This is a genomic window from Amycolatopsis sp. NPDC051716 (assembly GCF_040681595.1).
Lineage (GTDB): Bacteria > Actinomycetota > Actinomycetes > Mycobacteriales > Pseudonocardiaceae > Amycolatopsis.
In genome coordinates this window covers 131,150-153,449 of sequence record NZ_JBFAZA010000024.1, presented here as the reverse complement: position 1 = coordinate 153,449, position 22,300 = coordinate 131,150, and the positions used below count along the sequence as shown (strand labels likewise).

The following is a 22,300-nucleotide window of genomic DNA, read 5'->3' as shown; positions in this document are numbered from 1 at the left end:
GGCCGCCTTGGGTGCGTTCAACGCAACCAAGGCCACATTGGGGCGCTCGGGGACCGGGCCGCTGTCACTGAACTTCGGACGCGCGACACTAGCCGGACGAGGACGGGTCTTTCTCCGGCGGGACGAGTGGGTCGCACTTCTCGTCCCGCCGCCGAAAGACCCGTCCCCGCGTCTCAAGCCCCGTCAGCGGCACCAACTTCGTGACCCGCGCTAGCTGACCGCCGGGCAGCTCACCGGGCCGGCGCGCCGAGACGTGCTTCGACGACGTCCGCGGCGCGCACAGCACCCCCCGCGTTCCTCGTCGCCTCGCGCAGGCGCTCGACGCTCTCTCCCACCGACTCGTCGCTTGCCACCGCCAGTACGGCGTCGCGCAGGGACTCGGCGTCCGCCGCGGCCGGGTCGAGCAGGCGGCCGGCGCCGAGTTCGACGGCGCGCCGGGCGACGAAGTGCTCCTCCGGGGTGCCCGGGACCAGTACCTGGCGCACGCCGGCGTGCATGGCGCGCATGACGCTGCTCATCCCGGCGTGCGAGATCAGCACCGTGGCGTGCGGCAGCACCTCGGTGTGCGGCAGCCAGCGGTACGCCGTGGCGTTCGCCGGCAGCGGGCCGAGGTCGGCCGGGTCGAGGCCGCCGCCGAGGGTGAGCACCACCCGCCACGGGAGCCCGTCGAACGCGGCGGCGCAGCGGGTGAAGAAGCCCGCGTCCCGGTTCTTTTCCGAACCGAGCGACACGACCACGAGCGGGTCGTCGCCGGCCGGCGGCTGCCACGACCGTTCGCCGGCGGGCGGGTCCTCCACGCAGGGGCCGACGAACGCGTGCCGGTCGTCGAAGCTTGCGGACTCGAGCTGGAACACCTCCGGGAGGAACACGATGTTGCTGCTTTCGCACGGGGCGTGGAACTCCTCCATCGGCAGCTCGGCCAGGCCGTGGCTGGCCAGCAGCTCGCCCATCCACGCGAAGAACTCCGAGAACGCGGGGTGCGTGGCGTCCAGCTCCGGGGCGAACTCGGCCCCGACCAGCGGACCGAGCTGGAACTTCTCGTTGGCCGCGAACGTCGGGTACAGCTGGATCGCCCGGCGCTGCCACTTCGCGGCGAGCACCCGGCCGGCGGCGTAGGTGCTCGAGTCGTAGAGCAGCAGGTCGGGCACCTCCCGGCCGGTGAAGTACGACTCGACCGGCGGGATGGTCGCCATCGCCTCCAGCATCGCGCGCAGCGGTTCCCTGGCCAGGTAGTCGGCGTCGAACACCTCCGGCAGCGGACGCCCCGCCAGCGCCGAGACGTACGGCAGCACCTCGGCGCCCGCCGCCTCGGCCTCGGCGGCGAAGCGCGGGGTCGTCGGCATCGTCACCCGATGCCCGCGCCGGACCAGCTCGCGCACCACCGGCAGCACCGGGTTCACGTGCCCGTAGCCGGGAAACGGCCACACCAGCAGGTGCTTGCCCGTGCTCGCCCGGTCCGGCGCCGTGCTGCTCTCGTTGTCCTTCGCCGTGGTGACCGTCATCGCGCTGTGGTCCTTTCCGCTGGGGAGATTCCGGTAACTGTCAGTTCGGCGAGCCAGGTCCGCATCACTTCGGCGGTGCCGGCGGCCAGCGACTCGACCATGGTGAAGTGGTCGCCGGGCACTTCGAGCACCGTGTGCGCTTCCTTCCAGGTGGGCTGCCACGGCTTGCCGCCGTCCGGATCGGGTTCCGTCTCGCCCATCGGGTCCGCCGCGCGCAGGAACAGGATCGGCGCGGCGGGCTCCCCCGGCGTCCACTCCCCGCTGATCCGGAAGTACCAGTCCATCGAGGTGAGCCGGGTGCTGTCCATCCGGCCCGCGATGTCCTCCCGCGACAGGAGACCGGCCATCATCTCCGGCCCCGAGACGCCGAGCGCGGCGCTGTCGTCCGGCCGGAAGCTGTCCATCATCACGATCGCCGCCGGCCGCACCCCGAGCCGTTCGAGGTAGCACGCCGTCGCGTGGGCCATGAGGCCGCCCGCCGAGTGTCCGAAGAGGACGAAGCTGCCGTCTTCGACGTGCGGCAGCGTCGCCTCGCCGAGCACGGCGGCCGCCGCTTCGATCGAGACCGGCAGGCTCTCCCCCTTCGCGAAGCCGGGGTTCGGGAAGGCGTGCAGCTCGTGCGTGCCGCGGAAGGCGGCCGCCATCCGCGCGTACTGGTGCACGCCGCCGAGTCCCGCGTAGGACGAAAACGCGATCAGCTTCGCCGGCGACGGCCCGCGCGAGAGCGTCACCGCCTTGGGGATCCTCGTCGCCTCCGCGACGGCGGAGAACGTGGACCGCAGCTTCGAGACGGCCCGCAGGATCTCCCACGTCTCCCGCTCCTTGCCCTGCTCGATGCCGAGCCGGAACAGGTCGCTGAGCGTCTCGCCGTCGTCGGCCGGCGCGGCGGCCGCGCCCGGCGGGTTCCCGCCCGCACCCGACGGTGCGACGGTGCCGAGCGCGTCCGCGAGCTGCTCGAGCAGGAACTCCGCCAGGTCGGTCGGCACCGGGTGGTCGAAGACGAGCGACGGGGGCAGCCGGAGCCCGGTCGCGGCGGCCAATCCGTTGCGCAGCTCGACGGAGGTGAGCGAGTCGAAGCCGAGCTCGGCGAGCCCGCGGTCCGGTTCGATCGCGTCGGGCCCGGGGAAACCCAGCACGGCGGCCGCGTAGGAGCGCACGAGCCGGACCGCCTCGTCGACGCGGTCGGCGGGCGGCAGCGCGGCCAGCCGCGCGACCAGTTCCCGGCTGTCGGTCTCGGCGGCCGCGCCGGCCACCCGACGGGTGACCGGCGCGAGCGACCGGAACACCTTCGGCAGCAGCTCGCCCTGGGTGCGCAGCGCGGCCAGATCAAGCGCCACGGGGGCGAGCACGGGTTCTCCCGAGGCGAGCGCGACGTCGAGCAGCCGCAGCCCCTTCTCGGTGGGCAGCGGGGCGACCGCGCCGCCGCCGACCCGGGCCTGTCCCACCTGCTCGGGAGTGCGGCCCGCCTCGACCGACCGCGCCCACAGGCCCCAGTCGAGCGCGAGGGCGGGCAGCCCCAGCGAGTGGCGGTGGTGCGCGAGCGCGTCGAGGAACGCGTTCGCGGCGGCGTAGTTGCCCTGCCCGGGCAAGCCGAGCACGCCCGCGACTGAGGAGAAGAGCACGAACGCCGCGAGCTCCCGGTCGCCGGTCAGCTCGTGCAGGTTGAGCGCCACGTCGACCTTCGAGCGCAGCACCGTGTCCATCCGCTCGGGGGTCAGCGAACCGATCGTGGCGTCGTCCATCACGACGGCCACGTGCAGGACCGCGGTCAGCGGGTGCGCCTCGGGGATGCCGCTGAGGACCGCGCGGAGCGAGTCCCGATCGGTCGCGTCGCACGCGGCGACGGTGACCTCGGCGCCGAGCTCGGTGAGTTCCCCGACCGTTTCGGCGACGCCGTCGGCCTCGGCTCCGCGCCGGCTGGTCAGCAGCAGCCGGCGCGCGCCGCGCTCGGTGACGAGGTGCCGGGCGACGCTCCGGCCGAGCGTGCCCGTGCCGCCCACGATCAGCACCGTGCCCTCGGGATCCCACTTCGCGGGCTCGGTCCCGGCGGCGACCACCCTGGCGAGCCGCGCCACGCTCGGGACACCCGCGCGCACCGCCAGCTGGGGTTCGCCCGCCGACGCGGCCGCGGGCAGCGCGGCGAGCGAAGCGGGGTCGTCGTCGTGGTCGATCAGGACGATGCGGCCGGGGTTCTCCCACTGCGCCGTCCGGGCGAGCCCCCAGACGGCCGCGCCCGCGAGGTTCGTGACGGCTTCGCCCGCGGTGGTGACCGCGCCCGACGTGACGACGACGAGCCGGGTCGAGGCCAGCCGATCGTCGGCGAGCCAGTCCTGGAGCACCGCCAGCGCCCGGTTCGCCGCCGCCCGGACCGCCTCGGCCGTCGAACCGGTCACGACCGGCAGCACCACGGTCCGCACGCCCGCGACACCGGACTCGACGACCTCGCCGAGCGCCTGGACGTCCGGATAGGACTCGATCGTCCGCTGTCCCCGCCCGGCCTCGTCGAGGCGGTCGCGCAGGGCCGGCTCGTCGTCGCCGAGCACCACCCAGATCCCGTCGCCGGCCGCGTCGGCGACGGCGGCCGGCGCCCACTCCAGCCGGAACAGCGATTCGTGGTGGACCGCGCTCGCCGCCGCGATCGCGTCGGCCGGCATCGGCCGGAACGCGAGCGAGCCGACGGTCAGCACCGCCGCGCCCGCCTCGTCGGCCGCGTCGATCGCGACGCTGCCGGCACCGGCGGACGCCACCCGCACGCGCAGCACCGAGGCGCCGGCGGCGTGCAGGGTCACGCCCGACCACGAGAACGGGAACATGGCCGCGCCGCCCTCGCCGATCCGGACGACACCGAGGCCGAGCGTGTGCAACGCGGCGTCGAGCAGCGCGGGGTGCAGGCCGTACCGGTCGGCCTCGCCGCCCTCGGGCAGCCTGACCTCGGCGAAAACCTCGTCGCCGTGCCGCCACGCGGCGCGCAGGCCGTGGAACGCGGGCCCGTAGTCGTAGAAGCCGTCGTCGCCGTAGAAGCCCTCGAGCGGAATCGGTTCGGCGCCGGCCGGCGGCCACTCGCCTCCGAACGGCTCCGCCGGGGCGGCGGTGGCTCCGGCCGCCAGCAGGCCGCTCACGTGCCTCGTCCAGGGTTGCTCGTCCGGAGCCCCGTCCGGTCGCGAATGGACGGTCACCGGCCGGCGGCCGGACCCGTCGGCCGGTTCGACGCGCACCTGCAGCGCCACCCCGCCGCGCGCGGGCAGCACGAGCGGCGCTTCGAGCACGAGCTCGTCCACGGTGTTGCAGCCGGCCTCGTCGCCCGCCCGGATCGCCAGTTCCACGAACACCGTGGCCGGCACCAGGTTCGTGCCGGCGACGACGTGATCGGCGAGCCAGGACTGGGTGTTCGCCGAGAGCCGGCCGGTGAACAGGTGCGCCTCGGAGCCGGCCAGCGACACCCCGGCGCCGAGCAGCGGGTGCTTCGCGGCCGCCAACCCGAGCGAGACGGGGTCGCCGCCGAAGTCGGGGGCCTTCGGCCAGAACCGCTCGGACCGGAAGGCGTAGGTCGGCAGCTCCACCGGCCGCGCGTCGTACGGGGCGAAGAAACGCTGCCACTGCACGGCTCCGCCGTGGGTGTGCCACTCGGCCAGCGAAGCGTGGAACCGGCCGAGGCCGCCGTCGTCGCGGCGCAGCGTGCCCGTCACCGCGCCACCGCGGCCCGCGCCGGCCAGCGTCTCCTGGATCGCCGTCGACAGCACCGGGTGCGGGCTGACCTCGACGAACGCCGTGTAGCCCGCCTCCGCGAGCCCGCGCACGGACGTCGCGAACCGCACCGGCTCCCGCAGGTTCGTGTACCAGTACGCGGCGTCGAGCTCCGCGCCGCCGATCCAGTCTCCGGTGACGCTGGACAGCATCGGGATCGCACTCTCGCGCGGCCGCACCCCGGCCAGCACCTCGGCGAGCACGGACTCGATCCGTTCCACGTGCGCCGAATGCGAGGCGTAGTCGACGGCGATCCGCTTGGCGCGCACCCCGTCGGCGTCCAACGTCGCGACCAGCTCGTCGATCGCGTCCCGCTCCCCCGCCACCACGACCGCCGAAGGGCCGTTGACCACCGCGACGGACACCCGCGGTTCCCACGGGCCGATGCGGCGCCGCGCCTCCTCCTCGGGAAGACCGACCGACGCCATGCCGCCGTGCCCGGACAGGCCGGCTTCGATGGCCTGGCTGCGGCGCACGACGATCGTCGCGGCGTCCTCGAGGGACAGCGCACCGGCGACGCAGGCGGCGGCGATCTCGCCCTGCGAGTGCCCGGCGACGGCGTCCGGCTCGACGCCGGCCGCGCGCCACAGGGCGGCGAGCGAGACCATGACGGCGAACGAGACCGGCTGGACGACGTCGACCCGCTCGAGCGAGGGCGCGCCCGGCTCGCCGCGCAGGACGTCGACGAGCGACCAGTCGACGAGTCCTTCGAAGGCGAGCGCGCACTCCGAGATCCGCTCGGCGAAGACGGGCGAGGCGTCGAGCAGCTCGGCGCCCATCCCGGCCCACTGCGCGCCCTGGCCGGGGAACACGAACGCGGTCTTGCCGGCCGGCACGGCCTCCGCGCGCACGAGGTTGCTCGCCACCGTCCCGTCGGCGAGGGCGGCCAGCCCGGCCCGGAACCCGGCGACATCGCCGGCCGTCACCGCGGCGCGGTGCTGGAACGCCGCGCGCCGCGTCGCCAGGGTGAAGCCGACGTCGGCGAGGTCGACCTGACCGTGTTCGTCCACATAGGACAACAGCCGGGCGGCCTGCCCGCGCAGGGAATCCGCGGTCCTGGCCGAAAGCACCCACGGCAGCGCCGGGCCGGTACGCGGTTCGCGGACCGCGGGCTCGCCCGGTTCGGGCTCTTCGAGGATCACGTGCGCGTTGGTGCCGCTGATGCCGAAGGACGACACCGCCGCGCGGCGAGGCCGGTCGCGACGTTCCCAGGGCACGGGTTCGGTCAGCAGGCGGACGTTGCCCGCGGACCAGTCGACCTGCGGCGTCGGGGCGTCGACGTGCATGGTCTTCGGCAGCAGCCCGTGCCGCATGGCGAGGATCATCTTGATGACGCCCGCCGCGCCGGCCGCGGCCTGGGTGTGGCCGAGGTTGGACTTGACCGAGCCGAGCCAGAGCGGCCGGTCGTCGGGGTGGTCCTGCCCGTAGGTGGCCAGCAGCGCCTGCGCCTCGATCGGGTCGCCGAGCCGCGTGCCGGTCCCGTGGGCCTCCACGACGTCGACCTCGGCGCCGTCGAGGTCGGCGTCGGCGAGCGCCCGCCGGATGACCCGCTGTTGGGACGGGCCGTTCGGGGCGGTCAGCCCGTTCGACGCGCCGTCCTGGTTGACCGCCGTGCCGCGCACGATCGCCAGGACGGGGTAGCCCGCCTCGATCGCGTCCGAGAGCCGCGCGACGAGCAGCATGCCGAGCCCCTCGCCCCAGCCGGTGCCGTCGGCCGAGGCCGCGAACGACTTCGACCGGCCGCTGGCCGAGAGCGCGCGCTGCCGGCTGTAGTCGATGAAGGTGCTGGGCGTCGACATGACCGTCACGCCCCCGGCGAGCGCGAGCGAACATTCGCCGCGGCGCAGCGCCTGCGCGGCGAGGTGCAGGGTGACCAGCGACGACGAGCACGCCGTGTCGATGGTGACGGCGGGGCCTTCCAGGCCGAGCACGTAGGACACCCGGCCGGAGGCGACGCTGCCCGAGGTGCCGGTTCCGACGTAGCCCTCGGCGCCGTCGGGGAGCATGAACAGCTGGGCGCCGTAGTCGTGGTACATCACGCCGGTGTAGACGCCCGTTTCGCTGCCCTTCAACGACGTCGGGTCGATCCCCGCCGACTCGACCGCCTCCCAGCAGCCCTCCAGCAGCAGCCGCTGCTGCGGGTCCATGGCGAGGGCCTCGCGCGGGCTGATGCCGAAGAACGCGGCGTCGAACTCCGCGGCGTCGTGGAGGAACCCGCCCTCCCGCACGTAGCTGGAGCCGGCCTGGTCCGGGTCGCCGGCGAACAGCGCCTCCAGGTTCCAGCCCCGGTCCAGCGGCATCGGCGAGATCCCGTCGCCGCCGGCCTCGACGAGCGACCACAGGTCATCGGGGTTGCGCACGCCGCCGGGATAGCGGCAGCTCATCCCGATGATCGCGATCGACTCGTCGCCGGACCGCCGGACCGTCCGCGTCCGCGCCCGGGCCTCTCCCGGCCCGAAGACGCGTTCGAGCAGGTGCTCGGCGAGCACGGCCGAGTTCGGGTAGTCGAAGATCAGGGTGGCGGGCAGGCGCAGCCCGGTCGCCGCGGCGAGCCCGTTGCGGAGTTCGAGCGCCGTCAACGAGTCGAAGCCGAGCTCGCGGAACGCGCGGCCGGGGTCGACCCCGGTGCCGTCCGGGTGCCCGAGCACGGCGGCGGCCTGCGCGCGGACCAGCTCGACGACCGCGTCCTGCCGCTTGTCCGGGGCCAGCTCGGCGAGGCGTTCACCGAGCGCGGTGGCGGATCCGCGCGGTGCCGCGGCGCCGGCGCTGCGGCGGCGGACGGCGGGCACCAACGTCCGCCAGATCGGCGCGAGCGCTTCGCCGATCCCGCGCAGCGCGGGCAGATCGAGCCGCATCGGCACGTGCAGCGCACCCGGCGTCGAGAGGGCCGTGTCGAACAGCGCGCGGCCCTCCTCGGCGGACAGCGGCAGCACCCCGCCGCGGGCGATCCGCGACCGGTCCGCGTCGTCGAGCCCGCCGGTCATCGCGCCGGCCTCGTCCCACAGTCCCCACGCGAGCGACCGGCCGGGCAGGCCCATGGCCGCGCGCTGCGCCATCAGCGCGTCGAGGAACGCGTTCGCGGCGGCGTAGTTGCCCTGGCCGGCGGCGCCGACGACGCCGGAGATCGAGGAGAACACCACGAACTGGCGCAGGTCCGCCTCGCGGGTCAGCTCGTGCAGCCGCCACGCGGCGTCGACCTTCGGGCGCAGCACGGTGCCGAGCCGGTCCGGGGTCAGCGAGGCGATGATGCCGTCGTCGAGCACCCCGGCCAGGTGCACGACGGAGCTGAGCGGGGCGGACGCGGGCAGGCCGGCCAGCAGCTCGGCCAGCGCGTCCGGATCGGCTACGTCACAGGCGACGACCTCGGCGTGGCAGCCGAGGCCGGTGAGCTCGGCGACGAGCTCGGCCGCCCCCTCGGCGGCCATGCCGCGCCGGGCCGCCAGCAGGAGCCGGCGGACGCCGTGCGCCGTCACGAGGTGCCGGGCGAAGATCCCGCCGAGCGCGCCGGTTCCCCCGGTGAGGAGCACGGTCCCGTCACCCCAGTCCACAGTGGAGTCCGGGGCCGGTGCGGCACGGGCGAACCGCGGCGCGCGCAGCACGCCGGAGCGCACGGCCAGCTGGGGCTCGCCGGAGCCGAGCGCGGCCGCCAGCACGGCATCGCCGGAGTCCTCGCTGCCGTCGGTGTCGAGGAGCACGAACCGGCCGGGGTTCTCCGCCTGCGCCGAGCGCACCAGTCCCCAGACCGTCGCGGCGGCGGGATCGGTGACGTCGGAGCCGGCGCCGGCCGCGACGGCTCCCCGGGTGCGGAAGACGAGCCGGGACGCGGCGAACCGCGCGTCGGCGAGCCACGCCTGGACGAGACCGAGCGCCTGCCCGGCCAGCGCGTGCGCCCGCTCCGGCAGTCCGCCCTCGGCCACCGGGGACACCAGCACGTGCTCGGGCACGGTGGCACCGTCGTCGATCCGCGCGGCCAGCTCGGCCAGCTCGGACCCGGCCAGTTCGGTCCAGCCGGTCTTCGCCCCGGCCGGCACCTCCGGCCAGGCGAGCTCGAACAGCGACTCGGTCGTGCCGGCCGTCTCCGGGTCCGCGGGCGCCGCGCGCAACGTCAGCGACTCCACGGTCAGCACGGGCGCGCCCGCCGGGTCCGTCACGTGCAGCACGACCGCGTCCTCGGTGGCGGCAGGACTCAGCCGGACGCGCAAGGAGGCCGCGCCGGTCGCGTGCAGCACGACCCCGGTCCAGGAGAACGGCAGCACGGTGGTCCCGGACGCCGCTCCCGGCAGCGCCGCGCCGGAGCCGGCGCCGAGGGCGTGGAGACCGGCGTCGAGCAACGCCGGGTGCAGCCCGAAGCGGGCGGCCTCCCCGGCCGCGTCCTCGGGCAGGGCGACTTCGGCGAAGAGCTCGTCGCCGCGCCGCCACACGGCGGTCAGTCCCTGGAACACCGGGCCGTAAGCCAGTCCCGCGGCGGCCAGCTTGCCGTACGCATCGGTCAGGTCCACCGCGCTCGCGCCGTCCGGCGGCCACGCGGTGTCCTGCTCGCTCTCGGCCGGCGCACCGGTGCCGAGCACGCCGGTCGCGTGCAGGGTCCACGGTGCTTCAGCGCCCTCGTCCTCGCGCTGGGAATGGACGCTGATCGCCCGCGCGCCCGAGTCGTCGGCGTCGCCGACGACGACCTGCAGCCGGACACCGCCGCGTTCGGGCAGCGCCAGCGGCACGGCGAGGGTGAGCTCTTCCACGCAGGCGCAGCCGAACTCGTCGCCCGCCCGCACCGCCAGTTCGAGGAACGCCGTGCCGGGCACCAGGATCGTTCCGGCGACGACGTGGTCGGCCAGCCAGGGCTGGGTGCGCGTCGACAGCCGGCCGGTGAACACCGCACCACCGGCCCCCGCGAGCCCGACCACCGCGCCGAGCAGCGGATGGGACGCGCCGCTCAGCCCGGCGTAGCGCATCCCGTCACTCCCGCCGGGCAACACGACGTCCGGCCAGTAGCGGCTGCGCTGGAACGGGTAGGTGGGCAGGTCGGCCCGGCGCGCGCCCCGCCCGGCGAAGACCGCGGCCCAGTCCGGCGAGACACCGGCGGTATGCAGGACGCCCACCGCGGTGGTCAGCGCCTCGGCCTCGTCACGGTCGCGGCGCAGGACCGGGACCACCACGCCTTCGCCGGAGTCCCCGGCCAGGCTCTCCTCGACCATCGGCGTGAGCACGGCGTCCGGACCGAGCTCGGCGAACCGGGTGGCGCCCAGTTCGCGCAGCGACCGGACGGCGTCGTGGAAGCGCACCTCGCGGCGCACCTGCCGGACCCAGTATTCGGCGGTGCTCAGCTCGCCCGGTTTCGCCGCTTCGCCCGTCACCGTCGAGACGACCGTGATCGACGGGTCCCGATAGGACAGTCCGTCCGCGACAGCGGCGTACTCGGCGAGCATCGGGTCCATCCGCGGCGAGTGGAACGCGTGGCTGACCCGCAGCCGCCGGGTCTTGCGGCCCTGCCGCTCGAACTGGGCAACGACGTCGAGCACCGCCGGCTCGTCACCGGACAGCACGACCGAAGCCGGCCCGTTGATCGCCGCGAGCTCGACACCGGCGGTGAGCAGCGGCACCACCTCCGCCTCGGTGGCCGCGACGGCCACCATCGCGCCCCCGGCGGGCAGCCGCTGCATGAGCCGGCCGCGCGCGGCGACGAGCACGGCGGCGTCTTCGAGCGAGAGGACCCCGGCGACGTGCGCGGCGGCGAGCTCGCCGATCGAGTGGCCCGCGACCAGATCGGGGGCCAGCCCCCAGCGCCCGAGGAACCGGTACAGCGCGACCTCGACGGCGAACAGCGCGGGCTGGGTGTACTCGGTCCGGTCCAGCACGTCGGCCTCGGCGTCCAGCAGCTCGCGCAGCGGCCGGTCGAGGTGGCGGTCGAGTTCGGCGCACACCCGGTCGAGTTCCTCGGCGAACGCGGGGAACGCCGCGGCGAGACCGGCGGCCATCCCCGTTCGCTGGGCACCTTGCCCGGAGAACAGGAACGCCGTGCGCCCTTCGGCGGCCACCCCGGTGAGCACGCCGGGCGCCCGCTCGCCCGCGGCGAGCGCGTCGAGGCCGCGCAGCGCGGTTTCGCGGTCGTCGGCGAGCAGGACGGCACGATGCTCGAACGCGGAGCGGGAGGTAGCCAGCGAGTAGGCGACGTCGACGGGCGCCGGCTCCGGGGCCGACCGGAGCAGCTCGCGCAGCCGCCGGGCCTGGGCCCGCAGCGCCGCTTCGGTGCGGCCCGACAGCGGCCACGGCGTCGGCGCGTGCACCTCCGCCGGCTCCGGTGTGGTCTCGTCGGTCCGGGGTGCCTCTTCGATGATCAGGTGCGCGTTCGTGCCGCTGACCCCGAACGCCGAGACCCCGGCCCGGCGCGTGTCACCGGTCCACGGCTGCGGCTCGGTCAGCAGGCGCACGTCGCCCGCCGTCCAGTCGACCCGGCTCGACGGCCGGTCGACGTGCAGCGTCTTGGGCAGTTCGCCGTGCTGGAGCGCCAGCACGACCTTCAGCACGCCCGCGACGCCCGCGGCCGCCTGCGTGTGGCCGAGGTTCGACTTGACCGAGCCGAGCCACAGCGGCCGGTCGCGGTCCTTCCCGTAGGTGGCGAGCAGCGCCTGCGCCTCGATCGGGTCGCCGAGCGAGGTGCCCGTCCCGTGCGCCTCGACGGCGTCCACATCGGACGGGGAAAGCCCCGCGTCAGCGAGCGCCTGCCGGATGACCCGTTGCTGCGACGGGCCGTTCGGGGCGGTGAGCCCGTTCGAGGCACCGTCGGAGTTGATCGCCGAACCGCGCACGACCGCGAGCACGGGGTGGCCGTTGCGCCGGGCGTCGGAGAGCCGTTCGAGCAGCAGCATCCCGGCGCCCTCGCTCCAGCCGACGCCGTCGGCCCGGTCGGAGAACGCCTTGCAGCGGCCGTCGGCGGCGAGCCCGCGCTGACGGCTGAACGCGACGAACGCGCCCGGCGTCGCCATCACCGTCACGCCGCCGGCCAGCGCGAGCCGGCACTCGCCGGCCCGGAGGGCCTGGGCCGCGAGGTGCACCGAGACCAGCGACGACGAGCACGCCGTGTCGACGGTCAGCGTGGGGCCTTCGAGCCCGAGCGCGTACGCGATGCGCCCGGACAGCACGCTGGCCGAGCTCCCGGTGCCGAGGTAGGCCTCGGTGCCGGGCGCCAGCGCCGCGAGCCCGCCGTAGTCCTGGCCGTTGGTCCCGGCGAAGACCCCGACCTGGCCGCCGCGCAGGGAGGCGGGATCGAGGCCGCCGCGTTCGATCGCTTCCCACGACGTCTCCAGCAGCAGCCGCTGCTGCGGGTCCATCGCCAGCGCCTCGCGCGGCGAGATGCCGAAGAACGCCGGGTCGAACTCGCCGGCCGCGTCGAGGAAGCCGCCTTCGGCGACGTAGCTCGTCCCCGGCTCGTCCGGATCGGGGTCGTAGAGCGAGTCGAGGTCCCAGCCGCGGTCGGCGGGGAACTCCGACATCACGTCGACGCCGCCGGACAGCAGGTCCCACAGCCGTTCCGGGGTGTCGGCGCCGTGCGGGAAGCGGCAGCTCATCCCGACGATGGCGATCGGCTCCGGCAGGCCGGCCTCGGCTTCGCTGAGCCGCTGCCTGGTCTGGTGGAGGTCGGCCGTCACCCGCTTGAGGTAGTCGAGGAGCTTGTCCTGGTCCGCCATCCTGGTCTCTCCGGTTCGTCGTCTCGCTGGCTGGGTGGCGCTTCGGACCGGCCTCAGCCGAGGCCGAGCTCCTTGTCGATGAAGTCGAAGACCTCGTCCGAGGTCGCCGTCTGCAGCTGCTCCGCGACTTCGTTGCCGCGCTCGCCGTGCTGGGCGTCGCCGAGCTGTTTCACGAGGGCCTGCAGGCGCGCCGCGAGGCGGGTGCCCGCGAGCTGCTCGACCGGCAGCGCGGCCACGGCGCTCTCCAGCCGGTCCAGCTCGGCCAGCACCGGCACGACCTCGGCCTCGCCGCCGGCGAACAGCTCGCTGCGCAGCCGCTGCGCCAGCGCCGCGGGGTTCGCGTGGTCGAACACGACGGTCGCCGGCAGCGCGAGGCCGGTGATCGCGCCGAGCACGTTGCGCAGCTCGACCGCGGTGAGCGAGTCGAAGCCGAGGTCCGAGAACGCCTTCCCCGGTTCGATCGCGCTCGCGCCCTCGTGGCCGAGCACCGCCGCGGCTTGCCCCCGCACGAGCTCGAGCACGGCGTTGGCCCGGTCGCCTTCCGGCAAGGCCGCGAGCCGGGCCGTGAAGTCCGCCGGTGAGCTCTCGGGTTCCGCGGCGGCAGCGCGCCGGGCTTCCGGGATCTCGTCGAACAGCCGGCTCGGCCGCAGCGCCGTGAACCCGGGCGCGAAGGCCGCCCAGTCCACGTCGGTCACCACCAGGCACGCGCCGGGACGCTCGGCGGCGCGCGCCATCGCGGCCACGGCCAGCCGCGGCGGGAGCGCGCGCACGCCGCCCCGGCGCTGCCGGCTCGCCACCGTCTCGCCCGCGGCCATGCCCGCCTCGGCCCACGGCCCCCACGCGATGGAGGTGGCGGGGAGGCCGGCCGCCCGGCGCTGCTCGGCCAGCGCGTCGAGCGCGCTGTTCGCGGCCACGTAGTTGCCCTGCCCGGCCGCGCCGATCGTGCCCGCGAAGGAGGAGAACAGCACGAAGGCCTTGAGCTCGTGGTCACGGGTCAGCTCGTGCAGGTGCACGGCGGAGTCCACTTTGGCCTCGAGCACGGCGGCGAGCCGGTCCGGGGTCATCGAGTCGAGCACGCCGTCGTCGAGCACGCCCGCGGCGTGCACCACCGCCGTCAGCGGGTGTTCCGCCGGGATCTCCGCGAGCAGGCGCCGCACCGCGTCCCGGTCGGCGACATCGCACGCGACGACGCTGACCCGCGTGCCCTGCCCGGCCAGTTCGGCGGCGAGCTCCGCCGCGTGGGGCGCGTTCTCGCCGCTCCTGCTCGCGAGCACGATGTGCTCCGCGCCCTGGCCCGCCGCCCAGCGGGCGACCTCCGCGCCGAGCGCGCCCGTGCCGCCCGTGATGAGCGTGGTGCCCGCCACCGGCCACGCGGCCGCCGTGTCCACGGGAGCGGCGCGCAGGAGCCGCCTGCCGAAGACGCCGGTCGCCCGGATCGCGACCTGGTCCTCGCCGCCGAGGCCGGCCAGCACCGCGACGAGCTGGTCGGCGCCGCGTTCGTCGAGCACCTCGGGCAGGTCCACGGCGCCGCCCCAGCGGTCCGGCGCCTCCTGCGCCGCGACCCGGCCGAGGCCGCAGGCCGCGGCCCCCATCCGGCTGCGGACCGGTTCCGCCGGGTCGACCGACACCGCGCCCGTCGTCAGGCACCAGAGCGGCGCCGCGACGCCGGCGTCGCCGAGTGCCTGCACGAGCGCCAGCGTCACCGCCGGTTCGCCCGTCTCGGCCGGCTCGGCCGATGGGGACAGGGAGACCACACCAGTGAGGCCGGGTTCCGCCGCGGCGGCCGCACGCAACCGCTCCGCGAGCGAGGTGCGGTCGAGGTCCGCGCCCGTCTCGATCTCGACCGGCACGCAGCGGCCGAGCCGCTGTTCGAGGGCCTTCCGGACGGTCGTGTGCCAGTCGCCGGCCCGCACCGGCAGCACCAGCAGCCAGGTTCCGGCCGGCGCGGGCCGGGCCGTCGCCTCGATCCGCCGCCACCCGATCCGGTAGTTCCAGGAGTCCACAGTGGACTTATCGGTCCGCTCGCGCCGCCAGGCCGACAGCGCGGGCAGCAGCGACCCGAGCGTGGTTTCGCCGTCGACGGACAGGGTCTCGGCGAGCGCGCCGAGGTCCTCCCGCTCGACGGCCGCCCAGAACTGCGCGTCGACGTCGTTCGCCGGGCCGGCCGCGGCGGCCCGCGCCGCGTCGAACCGGGGCCAGTAGTGCCGGCGCTGGAAGGCGTAGCCGGGCAGTGCGACCCGCCGCGCGCCGGTGAACAGCCGCGTCCAGCCGACTCGCTGCCCGGTGACGTGGAGCGCCGCGAGGGCCGTCAGCACGCTCTCCGGCTCGGGCCCGCCGTTCTTGCGCAGGACCGCGGCCATGGTGGCGTCGGCCGACTCGGCGGCCATCGCCGCGAGCACGCCGTCGGGGCCGAGTTCGAGGAACCGGGTGACCCCCTTCGCGGCGAGGCAGGTGATCCCGTCGTGGAACCGCACCGCCTGCCGGACGTGCCGGACCCAGTAGTCCGGCGAGGTCAGTTCACCCTCCGCGGCCAGGGTTCCGGTCACGTTGGACACGACCGGGATCGACGGCTCGTGGTAGGTCAGCCCGGCCGCGACGCGCCGGAACTCGGCGAGCATCGGCTCCATCAGCGGTGAATGGAACGCGTGGCTGACGGTCAGCCGGCGGGTCTTGCGGTCGTCCCGGAACCGGGCGGCGATCGCCTCGACGGCGTCCTCGTCGCCCGAAACCACGACCGAGGCGGGCCCGTTCACCGCCGCGATCGACACGCCGCCGGTGAGCAGCGGGGCGATTTCGGCCTCGCTCGCCTGGATCGCCACCATCGCCCCGCCCGGCGGCAGTGCCTGCATCAGCCGGCCCCGCGCGCCGACGAGCCGGCAGGCGTCGGCCAGCGAAAGCACGCCGGCCACGTGGGCCGCCGCCAGCTCGCCGATCGAGTGGCCGGCGAGGTAGTCCGGCGTGACACCCCACGACTCCAGCAACCGGAACAGCGCGACTTCGAGCGCGAACAGCGCGGCCTGCGTGTACCGGGTCTGGTCGAGCAGCCCGGCGTCGCCAAACATCACCTCCCGCAGCGGGTGGTCCAGTTCGGCGTCCAGGTGCGCGCAGACCGCGGCCAGCGCCTCGGCGAACGCGGGGAACGTCTCGGCCAGCTCCCGGCCCGCGCCGGCCCGCTGCGCGCCCTGTCCCGAGAACAGGAACGCCGAGCGGCCTTCGGCGACCACGCCCGTGACGCCGCCCCGGCCGCCCTCGGCGAGCGCCGTCAGCCCGGCCAGCGCGGCGGCCCGGTCGCCGGCGAGCACCACGGCCCGGTGTTCGAGCGACGCCCGGCCCGTGAGCAGCGACCAGCCGAGGTCGGCGAGCTCCGTTTCCGGACGGGACGCCACGACGGCGGCGAGCGCCCGCGCCTGGGCGCGCAGCGCGTCGGCACCGCGCGCGGAGAGCACGAGGGGCACCGTGCCACCGGAGACGACGGGCCCGGCGTCCCTCGCCGGCGCCGGCTCGGTGTCCTCCTCGATGATGACGTGGGCGTTCGTGCCGCTGAGGCCGAAGGACGAGATGCCGGCGCGGCGGGGACGATCGCCCCCGTCCCACGGCACCGGTTCGGTCGCCAGCGCGACGTTTCCCGCGGTCCAGTCCACGTGCGACGTCGGCGAGCCGACGTGCAGCGTCCGCGGCAGGACGCCGTGGCGCAGGGCCAGCACCATCTTCAGCACGCCCGCGACACCCGCGGCCGCCTGCGTGTGCCCCAGGTTCGACTTGACCGAGCCCAGCCACAACGGCCGGTCCCGGTCCTTCCCGTAGGTGGCGAGCAGCGCCTGCGCCTCGATCGGGTCGCCCAGCGTGGTGCCCGTCCCGTGCGCCTCGACGGCGTCCACATCGGACGCTTCGAGCCCGGCGGCGGCCAGCGCGTCGCGGATCACCCGCTGCTGCGACGGGCCGTTCGGGGCGGTCAAGCCGTTCGACGCGCCGTCGGAGTTCACCGCCGAACCCTTGACGACGGCCAGCACCGGGTGCCCGTTGCGCCGCGCGTCGGACAGGCGCTCGACCAGCAGCACGCCGGCGCCTTCGCCCCAGGCGGTGCCGTCCGCGTCCGCGGAGAACGCCTTCACCCGGCCGTCGGGGGCCAGCCCCCGCTGGCGGCTGAACTCGATGAACGAGCCCGGCGTCGACATCACCGTCACGCCGCCCGCCAGCGCGAGCGTGCACTCGCCGCGGCGCAGCGACTCACTCGCCCAGTGCAGGGCGACCAGCGACGACGAGCACGCCGTGTCGACCGTGACCGCGGGGCCTTCCAGGCCCAGCGTGTACGCCACGCGACCGGACACGATGCTCGCCGCGTTGCCGGTGCCCGCGTGCCCGGCGGAGTCCTGGTCGGCGTACGCGAGCAGCATCGGGTAGTCCTGCCCGTTGGTCCCGATGAACACGCCGACCGGGCTGCCCTGCACCGACCGGGGGTCGATCCCGGCGTCTTCGAGCGCCTCCCAGGACGCTTCGAGCAGCAGCCGCTGCTGCGGGTCCATCGCCACCGCTTCCCGGGGTGACACCCCGAAGAAGCCCGCGTCGAACTCCGCGGCACCGGCGAGGAAACCGCCGTGCCGGGTGTACGACGTGCCGGGCCGCTCGCCGTCGGGGTCGTACAGCCCCTCGACGTCCCAGCCGCGGTCCTCGGGGAACGGCGTCATCGCGTCCACGCCGAGGTCCAGCAGCCGCCACAGGGCTTCGGGCGAGTCGACGCCGCCGGGGAACCGGCAGCTCATCCCGATGATCGCGATCGGCTCGTCGAGCGCGACGGTCCGCGCGGGGCGGACCGGCTCCGGCGTGTCCCCGAACAGTTCGGCGTGCAGGTAGCCGGCCAGCGCCTGGGCCGTCGGGTAGTCGAAGACCAGCGTCGACGGCAGCGAGAGGCCGGTGGCCGCGCCGAGCGCGTTGCGGAACTCGACGGCGGTCAGCGAGTCGAACCCGAGCTCCCGGAAGGCGCGGGCGGGATCGACCTGCTCGGGGCCCCGGTGGCCGAGCACGGCCGCGGCCTGGGCGCGCACGAGTTCGAGCACGGCGCCCGGCCGGTCGGCTCCGGGCAGCTCGGCCGGCACCGGGCTCGTGACCGACCGGCGGCCGGCGACGCGGCGCACTTCGGGGAGTTCGGCCAGCAGCGGGCTCGGCCGGGCGGCGGCGAAGCCGGGCGCGAACCGTGCCCAGTCGACGTCGGCGACCGTCACCGTGACGGCGCCGGTGACCTGCCCGAGCGCCGGCGTGGCCACCGCGGGCGGCAACGGGGTGAGGCCGCCGCGGCGCATCCGCTCGGCCCCCTCGGCGGCCATGCCCGCCTCGGCCCAGGGGCCCCAGGCGATCGAGGTGGCGGCCAGGCCCGCGCCGCGCCGGTGTTCCGCCAGCGCGTCCAGGTAGGCGTTGGCCGCCGCGTAGCTGCCCTGTCCCGCCGCGCCGACCGTGCCGGCGAACGACGAGAACAGCACGAACGCGTCCAGCCCGAGCCCGAGCTCGACCGAGACCTCGTGCAGGTTCCGCGCGGCCACGCCCTTCGCCTGCACCACGCCCGCGAGCCGCTCGGGGGTCACGGCGTCCAGCACGCCGTCGTCCAGCACCCCCGCCGCGTGCACGATCGCCGACACCGCGACGTCGCTGCCCGCCGACTTCACCGCGACCCGGCACTGATCGGGGTCGGCGACGTCGGCGGCGAGCACACTGACCGCGACGCCGAGGTCCGTCAGTTCCGCCGCCAGGTCCGCGGCGCCGGGCGCGTCCGGTCCCCGGCGTGACACGAGAGCCACGTGCTCGGCGCCCGCCTCGGCGGCCCACCGCGCGACCCGCGCGCCCAGCGCGCCCGTGCCCCCGGTGATCACCACGGTCCCGCGCGGGCGCCACGCGCCGTCCTTCGCCGGTGCCGTCCGGATCAGCCGGCGGCCGAGCAGCCCGGAGTCGCGGACCGCGAGCTGGTCCTCACCGTCCACAGCGGACAGAGCGGCGGCCAGGTGCCGCGCCGAGCGGTCGTCGAACTCCGCCGGCACGTCGACGAGACCGCCCCACCGATCGGGGAACTCGAGGGCCGCGACCCGGCCGAGCCCCCAGAGCTGGGCCTGCGCGGGCTCGGGGACGGTGTCGCCGGGCCGCGCCGGCACGGCTCCGCGCGTCACGCACCACAGCGGCGCCGTGACACCGGCGTCGCCGAGCGCCTGGATCAGCGCGAGCGTGCCCGCCACCGCGCGGGACCGGTCGGGATCGGGGGCGTCGTCGAGCGCGAGCAACGACACCACGCCCGCGTACCCGGTCTCCGGGAAGGACCGCACGAGCGAGACGCGGTCGGCCGCGTCGAGGTCGACCGCGATCGTGGTGACCTCGGCACCGCCGTCGGCCAGAGCGCGAAGCACCGCGTCGAGACCGGACGCCCCGGCGGGCACGACGGCCAGCCAGGTGCCGGCGAGCCTTCCGGGCCCGGCGGGCAACGGCTTCCAGGTGGCCCGGTAGCACCACTGGTCCACCACGGACTTCTCGGTCGTCCGGCGGCGCCACGCCGACAGCGCGGGAAGCACCTCGGCGAGGTCCTCGCGGGCCACGCCGAGCTCGTGGGACAGCGCGCCGAGGTCGGCCCGGTCCACGGTCTCCCAGAACGCCGCGTCGAAACCGTCGCCGGCGGCATCTCCCGGGTCCAGCCAGAAGCGTTCGCGCTGGAACGCGTAGGTCGGCAGCGGGACGCGCACCGCCGCGCGGCCGGCGAAGAACCGCTCCCAGTCCGGGGACAGCCCGCTCACGTGCAGCCGGCCGACGGCGGCCGTGACCGACTCGACGTCGGCGCGGTCCTTGCGCAGCGCGGAAACCAGCGTGCCTTCGACGGATTCCGCCGCCATCGCCGTCAGCACGCCGTCCGGGCCCAGCTCCAGGAACCGGGTCACGCCGTGCTCGGCCAGGTAGGTCACGCCGTCGTGGAACCGGACCGTTTCCCGCACGTGCCGGACCCAATACTCCGGCGAAGTCAGGTCTTCGGCCAATGTCCCCGTCACATTGGAGATGACCGGAATCGACGGCGCGTGATAGGTCAGCGTCTCCGCAACCTCGCGGAACTCCGCCAGCATCGGCTCCATCAACGCCGAATGGAAGGCGTGGCTCACCGGCAACCGGCGGGTCTTCCGGTCCTCGAAATGCTTGACGACCGCGTCGACCGCGTCACCGTCACCGGAGAGCACCACCGAGGACGGGCCGTTCACCGCGGCCACCGACACGCCCTCGACCAGCAGGGGCAGCACTTCGGCCTCGGCGGCCTGCACCGCCACCATCACCCCGCCGTCGGGCAGGGCCTGCATCAACCGGCCGCGCGCCGACACCAAGACGCACGCGTCCTCCAGGGAGAGAACGCCGGCGACGTGCGCCGCCGCCAGCTCGCCGATCGAATGACCGACCATGAAATCCGGGGTCATGCCCCACGATTCGAGCAGCCGGAACAAACCCACCTCGACAGCGAACAACGCCGCCTGCGCATACATCGTCCGGTTCAGCAGCTCGGCGTCCTCGCCGAACATCACCTCACGCAATCCGGCCACGTGCGCGCACACCGTGTCCACCACGTCCGCGAAGACCGGGAAAGACTCGGACAACTCGCGACCGGCACCAAGGCGCTGCGCACCCTGACCCGAGAAGAGAAACGCCGTCTTGCCCGCTTTTCCCTTGCCCGGCACGACACCACGGACCTGGCCGGGCGACTGGCGACGCTCGGCCAGCGCCGCGAGCTCCGCACGCAGCGAACCGCGGGCGGCGCAGACGAGCACGGCCCGGTGCTCGAACGCCGCCCGCGCGGTGGCCAGCGAATAGGCCACGTCGGCGAGGGCAATGTCGGCGTTCTCGTCCACATAGGACAGCAGACGCGCGGCCTGGCCGGCCAGCGCTTCCTCGCCGCGGGCGGACAGCACCACCGGCACGACCGCCGTCCCCACCCGGGCCGGCTCGTGCTCAGGCTCGGCGGCGTCCGCCGCGGGCGGTTCCTCGACGATCACGTGGGCGTTCGTGCCGCTGATGCCGAACGACGAGACCCCGGCGCGGCGGACCCGCTCTCCGCCGGGCCACGGCCGCGCCTCGGTGAGCAGCTCGACCGCACCGGCGGACCAGTCCACGTGCGACGTCGGCTCGTCCACGTGCAGCGTGCCGGGCAGCAGCTCGTTCTGCAGCGCCAGCACCATCTTCATCACGCCCGCGACGCCGGCGGCCGCCTGGGTGTGCCCGATGTTCGACTTGATCGAGCCCAGCCGCAGCGGTTCCGCGCGGTTGCGGCCGTAGGTCGTCAGCAGCGCGTGCGCCTCGATCGGGTCCCCGAGCGCGGTGCCGGTCCCGTGCGCCTCGACGGCGTCCACATCGGACGGTTCGAGTCCCGCGCCGTCCAGTGCCTCGCGGATGACCTGCTGCTGGGAAGGGCCGTTCGGGGCGGTCAAGCCGTTCGACGCGCCGTCGGAGTTCACCGCCGAGCCCGTGACGACGGCCAGCACCGGGTGCCCGTTGCGGCGCGCGTCCGACAGGCGTTCCACCAGCAGCAGCCCGGCCCCTTCGGCCCAGCCCGTGCCGTCGGCGGCCTCGGCGAACGGCTTGCAGCGCCCGTCCGCCGCGAGCCCGCGCTGCCGGCTGAACTCGAGGAACATGCCCGGCGTCGACATCACCGTCACGCCGCCCGCGAGCGCCAGCGAGCATTCGCCGCGGCGCAGCGACTGCGCCGCCCAGTGCAGCGCGACCAGCGACGACGAGCACGCGGTGTCCACCGTGATCGCCGGTCCCTTCAGGCCGAGCACGTAGGCGACCCGGCCCGACGCGATGGCGGTCGAGGTGCCGGTCAGCAGGTGCCCCTCGACGCCGTCGGGCAGGCTGGTCAGCCCGGAGCCGTACCCGGTCGACGCGGCGCCGACGAACACCCCGGTCCGGCTGTTCTTCAGCGTCAGCGGATCGATCCCCGCCCGCTCGAACGCCTCCCACGACATCTCCAGCAGGATGCGCTGCTGCGGGTCGGTGGCGAGCGCCTCGCGCGGGCTCATCCCGAAGAACGCGGGGTCGAACTGCGCCGCGTCGTACACGAACCCGCCCTCGCGGGCGTAGGTCGTGCCGGACCGGTCCGGGTCCTCGTCGAACAGCGCGGCGGGCCAGTTGCGGTCCAGCGGGAACGAGGAGATGCCGTCGCCGCCGGCGGCGAGCAGCCGCCACAGCTCCTCCGGCGTGCGAACACCACCGGGGTAGCGGCAGCTCATCGCCACGATGGCGATCGGCTCCGACTCCTTCTCCTCGGCCTCACGCAGCTGTCGATGGGCCTGCCGCAGATCAGCGGTCACCTTCTTGAGGTAGCCGAGCAGCTTGTCCTCGTCCGCCACGTTCGTCACCTTCCTC

The 22,300-nt window shown here is 75.2% G+C and carries 3 protein-coding genes; all 3 read right to left on the bottom strand.

The features are described 5' to 3' along the window. Window positions 1-230 precede the first annotated feature (230 nt). The 3 genes from AB0M30_RS29890 to AB0M30_RS29880 are packed head-to-tail and all read right to left on the bottom strand — an operon-like array spanning window position 231 to window position 22,284. Window positions 231-1,502: a macrolide family glycosyltransferase gene (locus AB0M30_RS29890; protein ID WP_364590250.1), complete on the bottom strand. Its 1,272-nt coding sequence runs from the start codon at window positions 1,500-1,502 to the stop codon at window positions 231-233. Then, window positions 1,499-12,928 (bottom strand): type I polyketide synthase, encoded by an 11,430-nt coding sequence (locus AB0M30_RS29885; RefSeq protein WP_364590247.1) that lies wholly within the window; start codon window positions 12,926-12,928, stop codon window positions 1,499-1,501. Before AB0M30_RS29885 ends, AB0M30_RS29890 begins: the two co-directional genes overlap by 4 nt. 53 nt (window positions 12,929-12,981) lie before the next feature. Next, window positions 12,982-22,284 (bottom strand): type I polyketide synthase, encoded by a 9,303-nt coding sequence (locus AB0M30_RS29880; RefSeq protein ID WP_364590244.1) that lies wholly within the window; start codon window positions 22,282-22,284, stop codon window positions 12,982-12,984. Window positions 22,285-22,300: the final 16 nt, after the last annotated feature.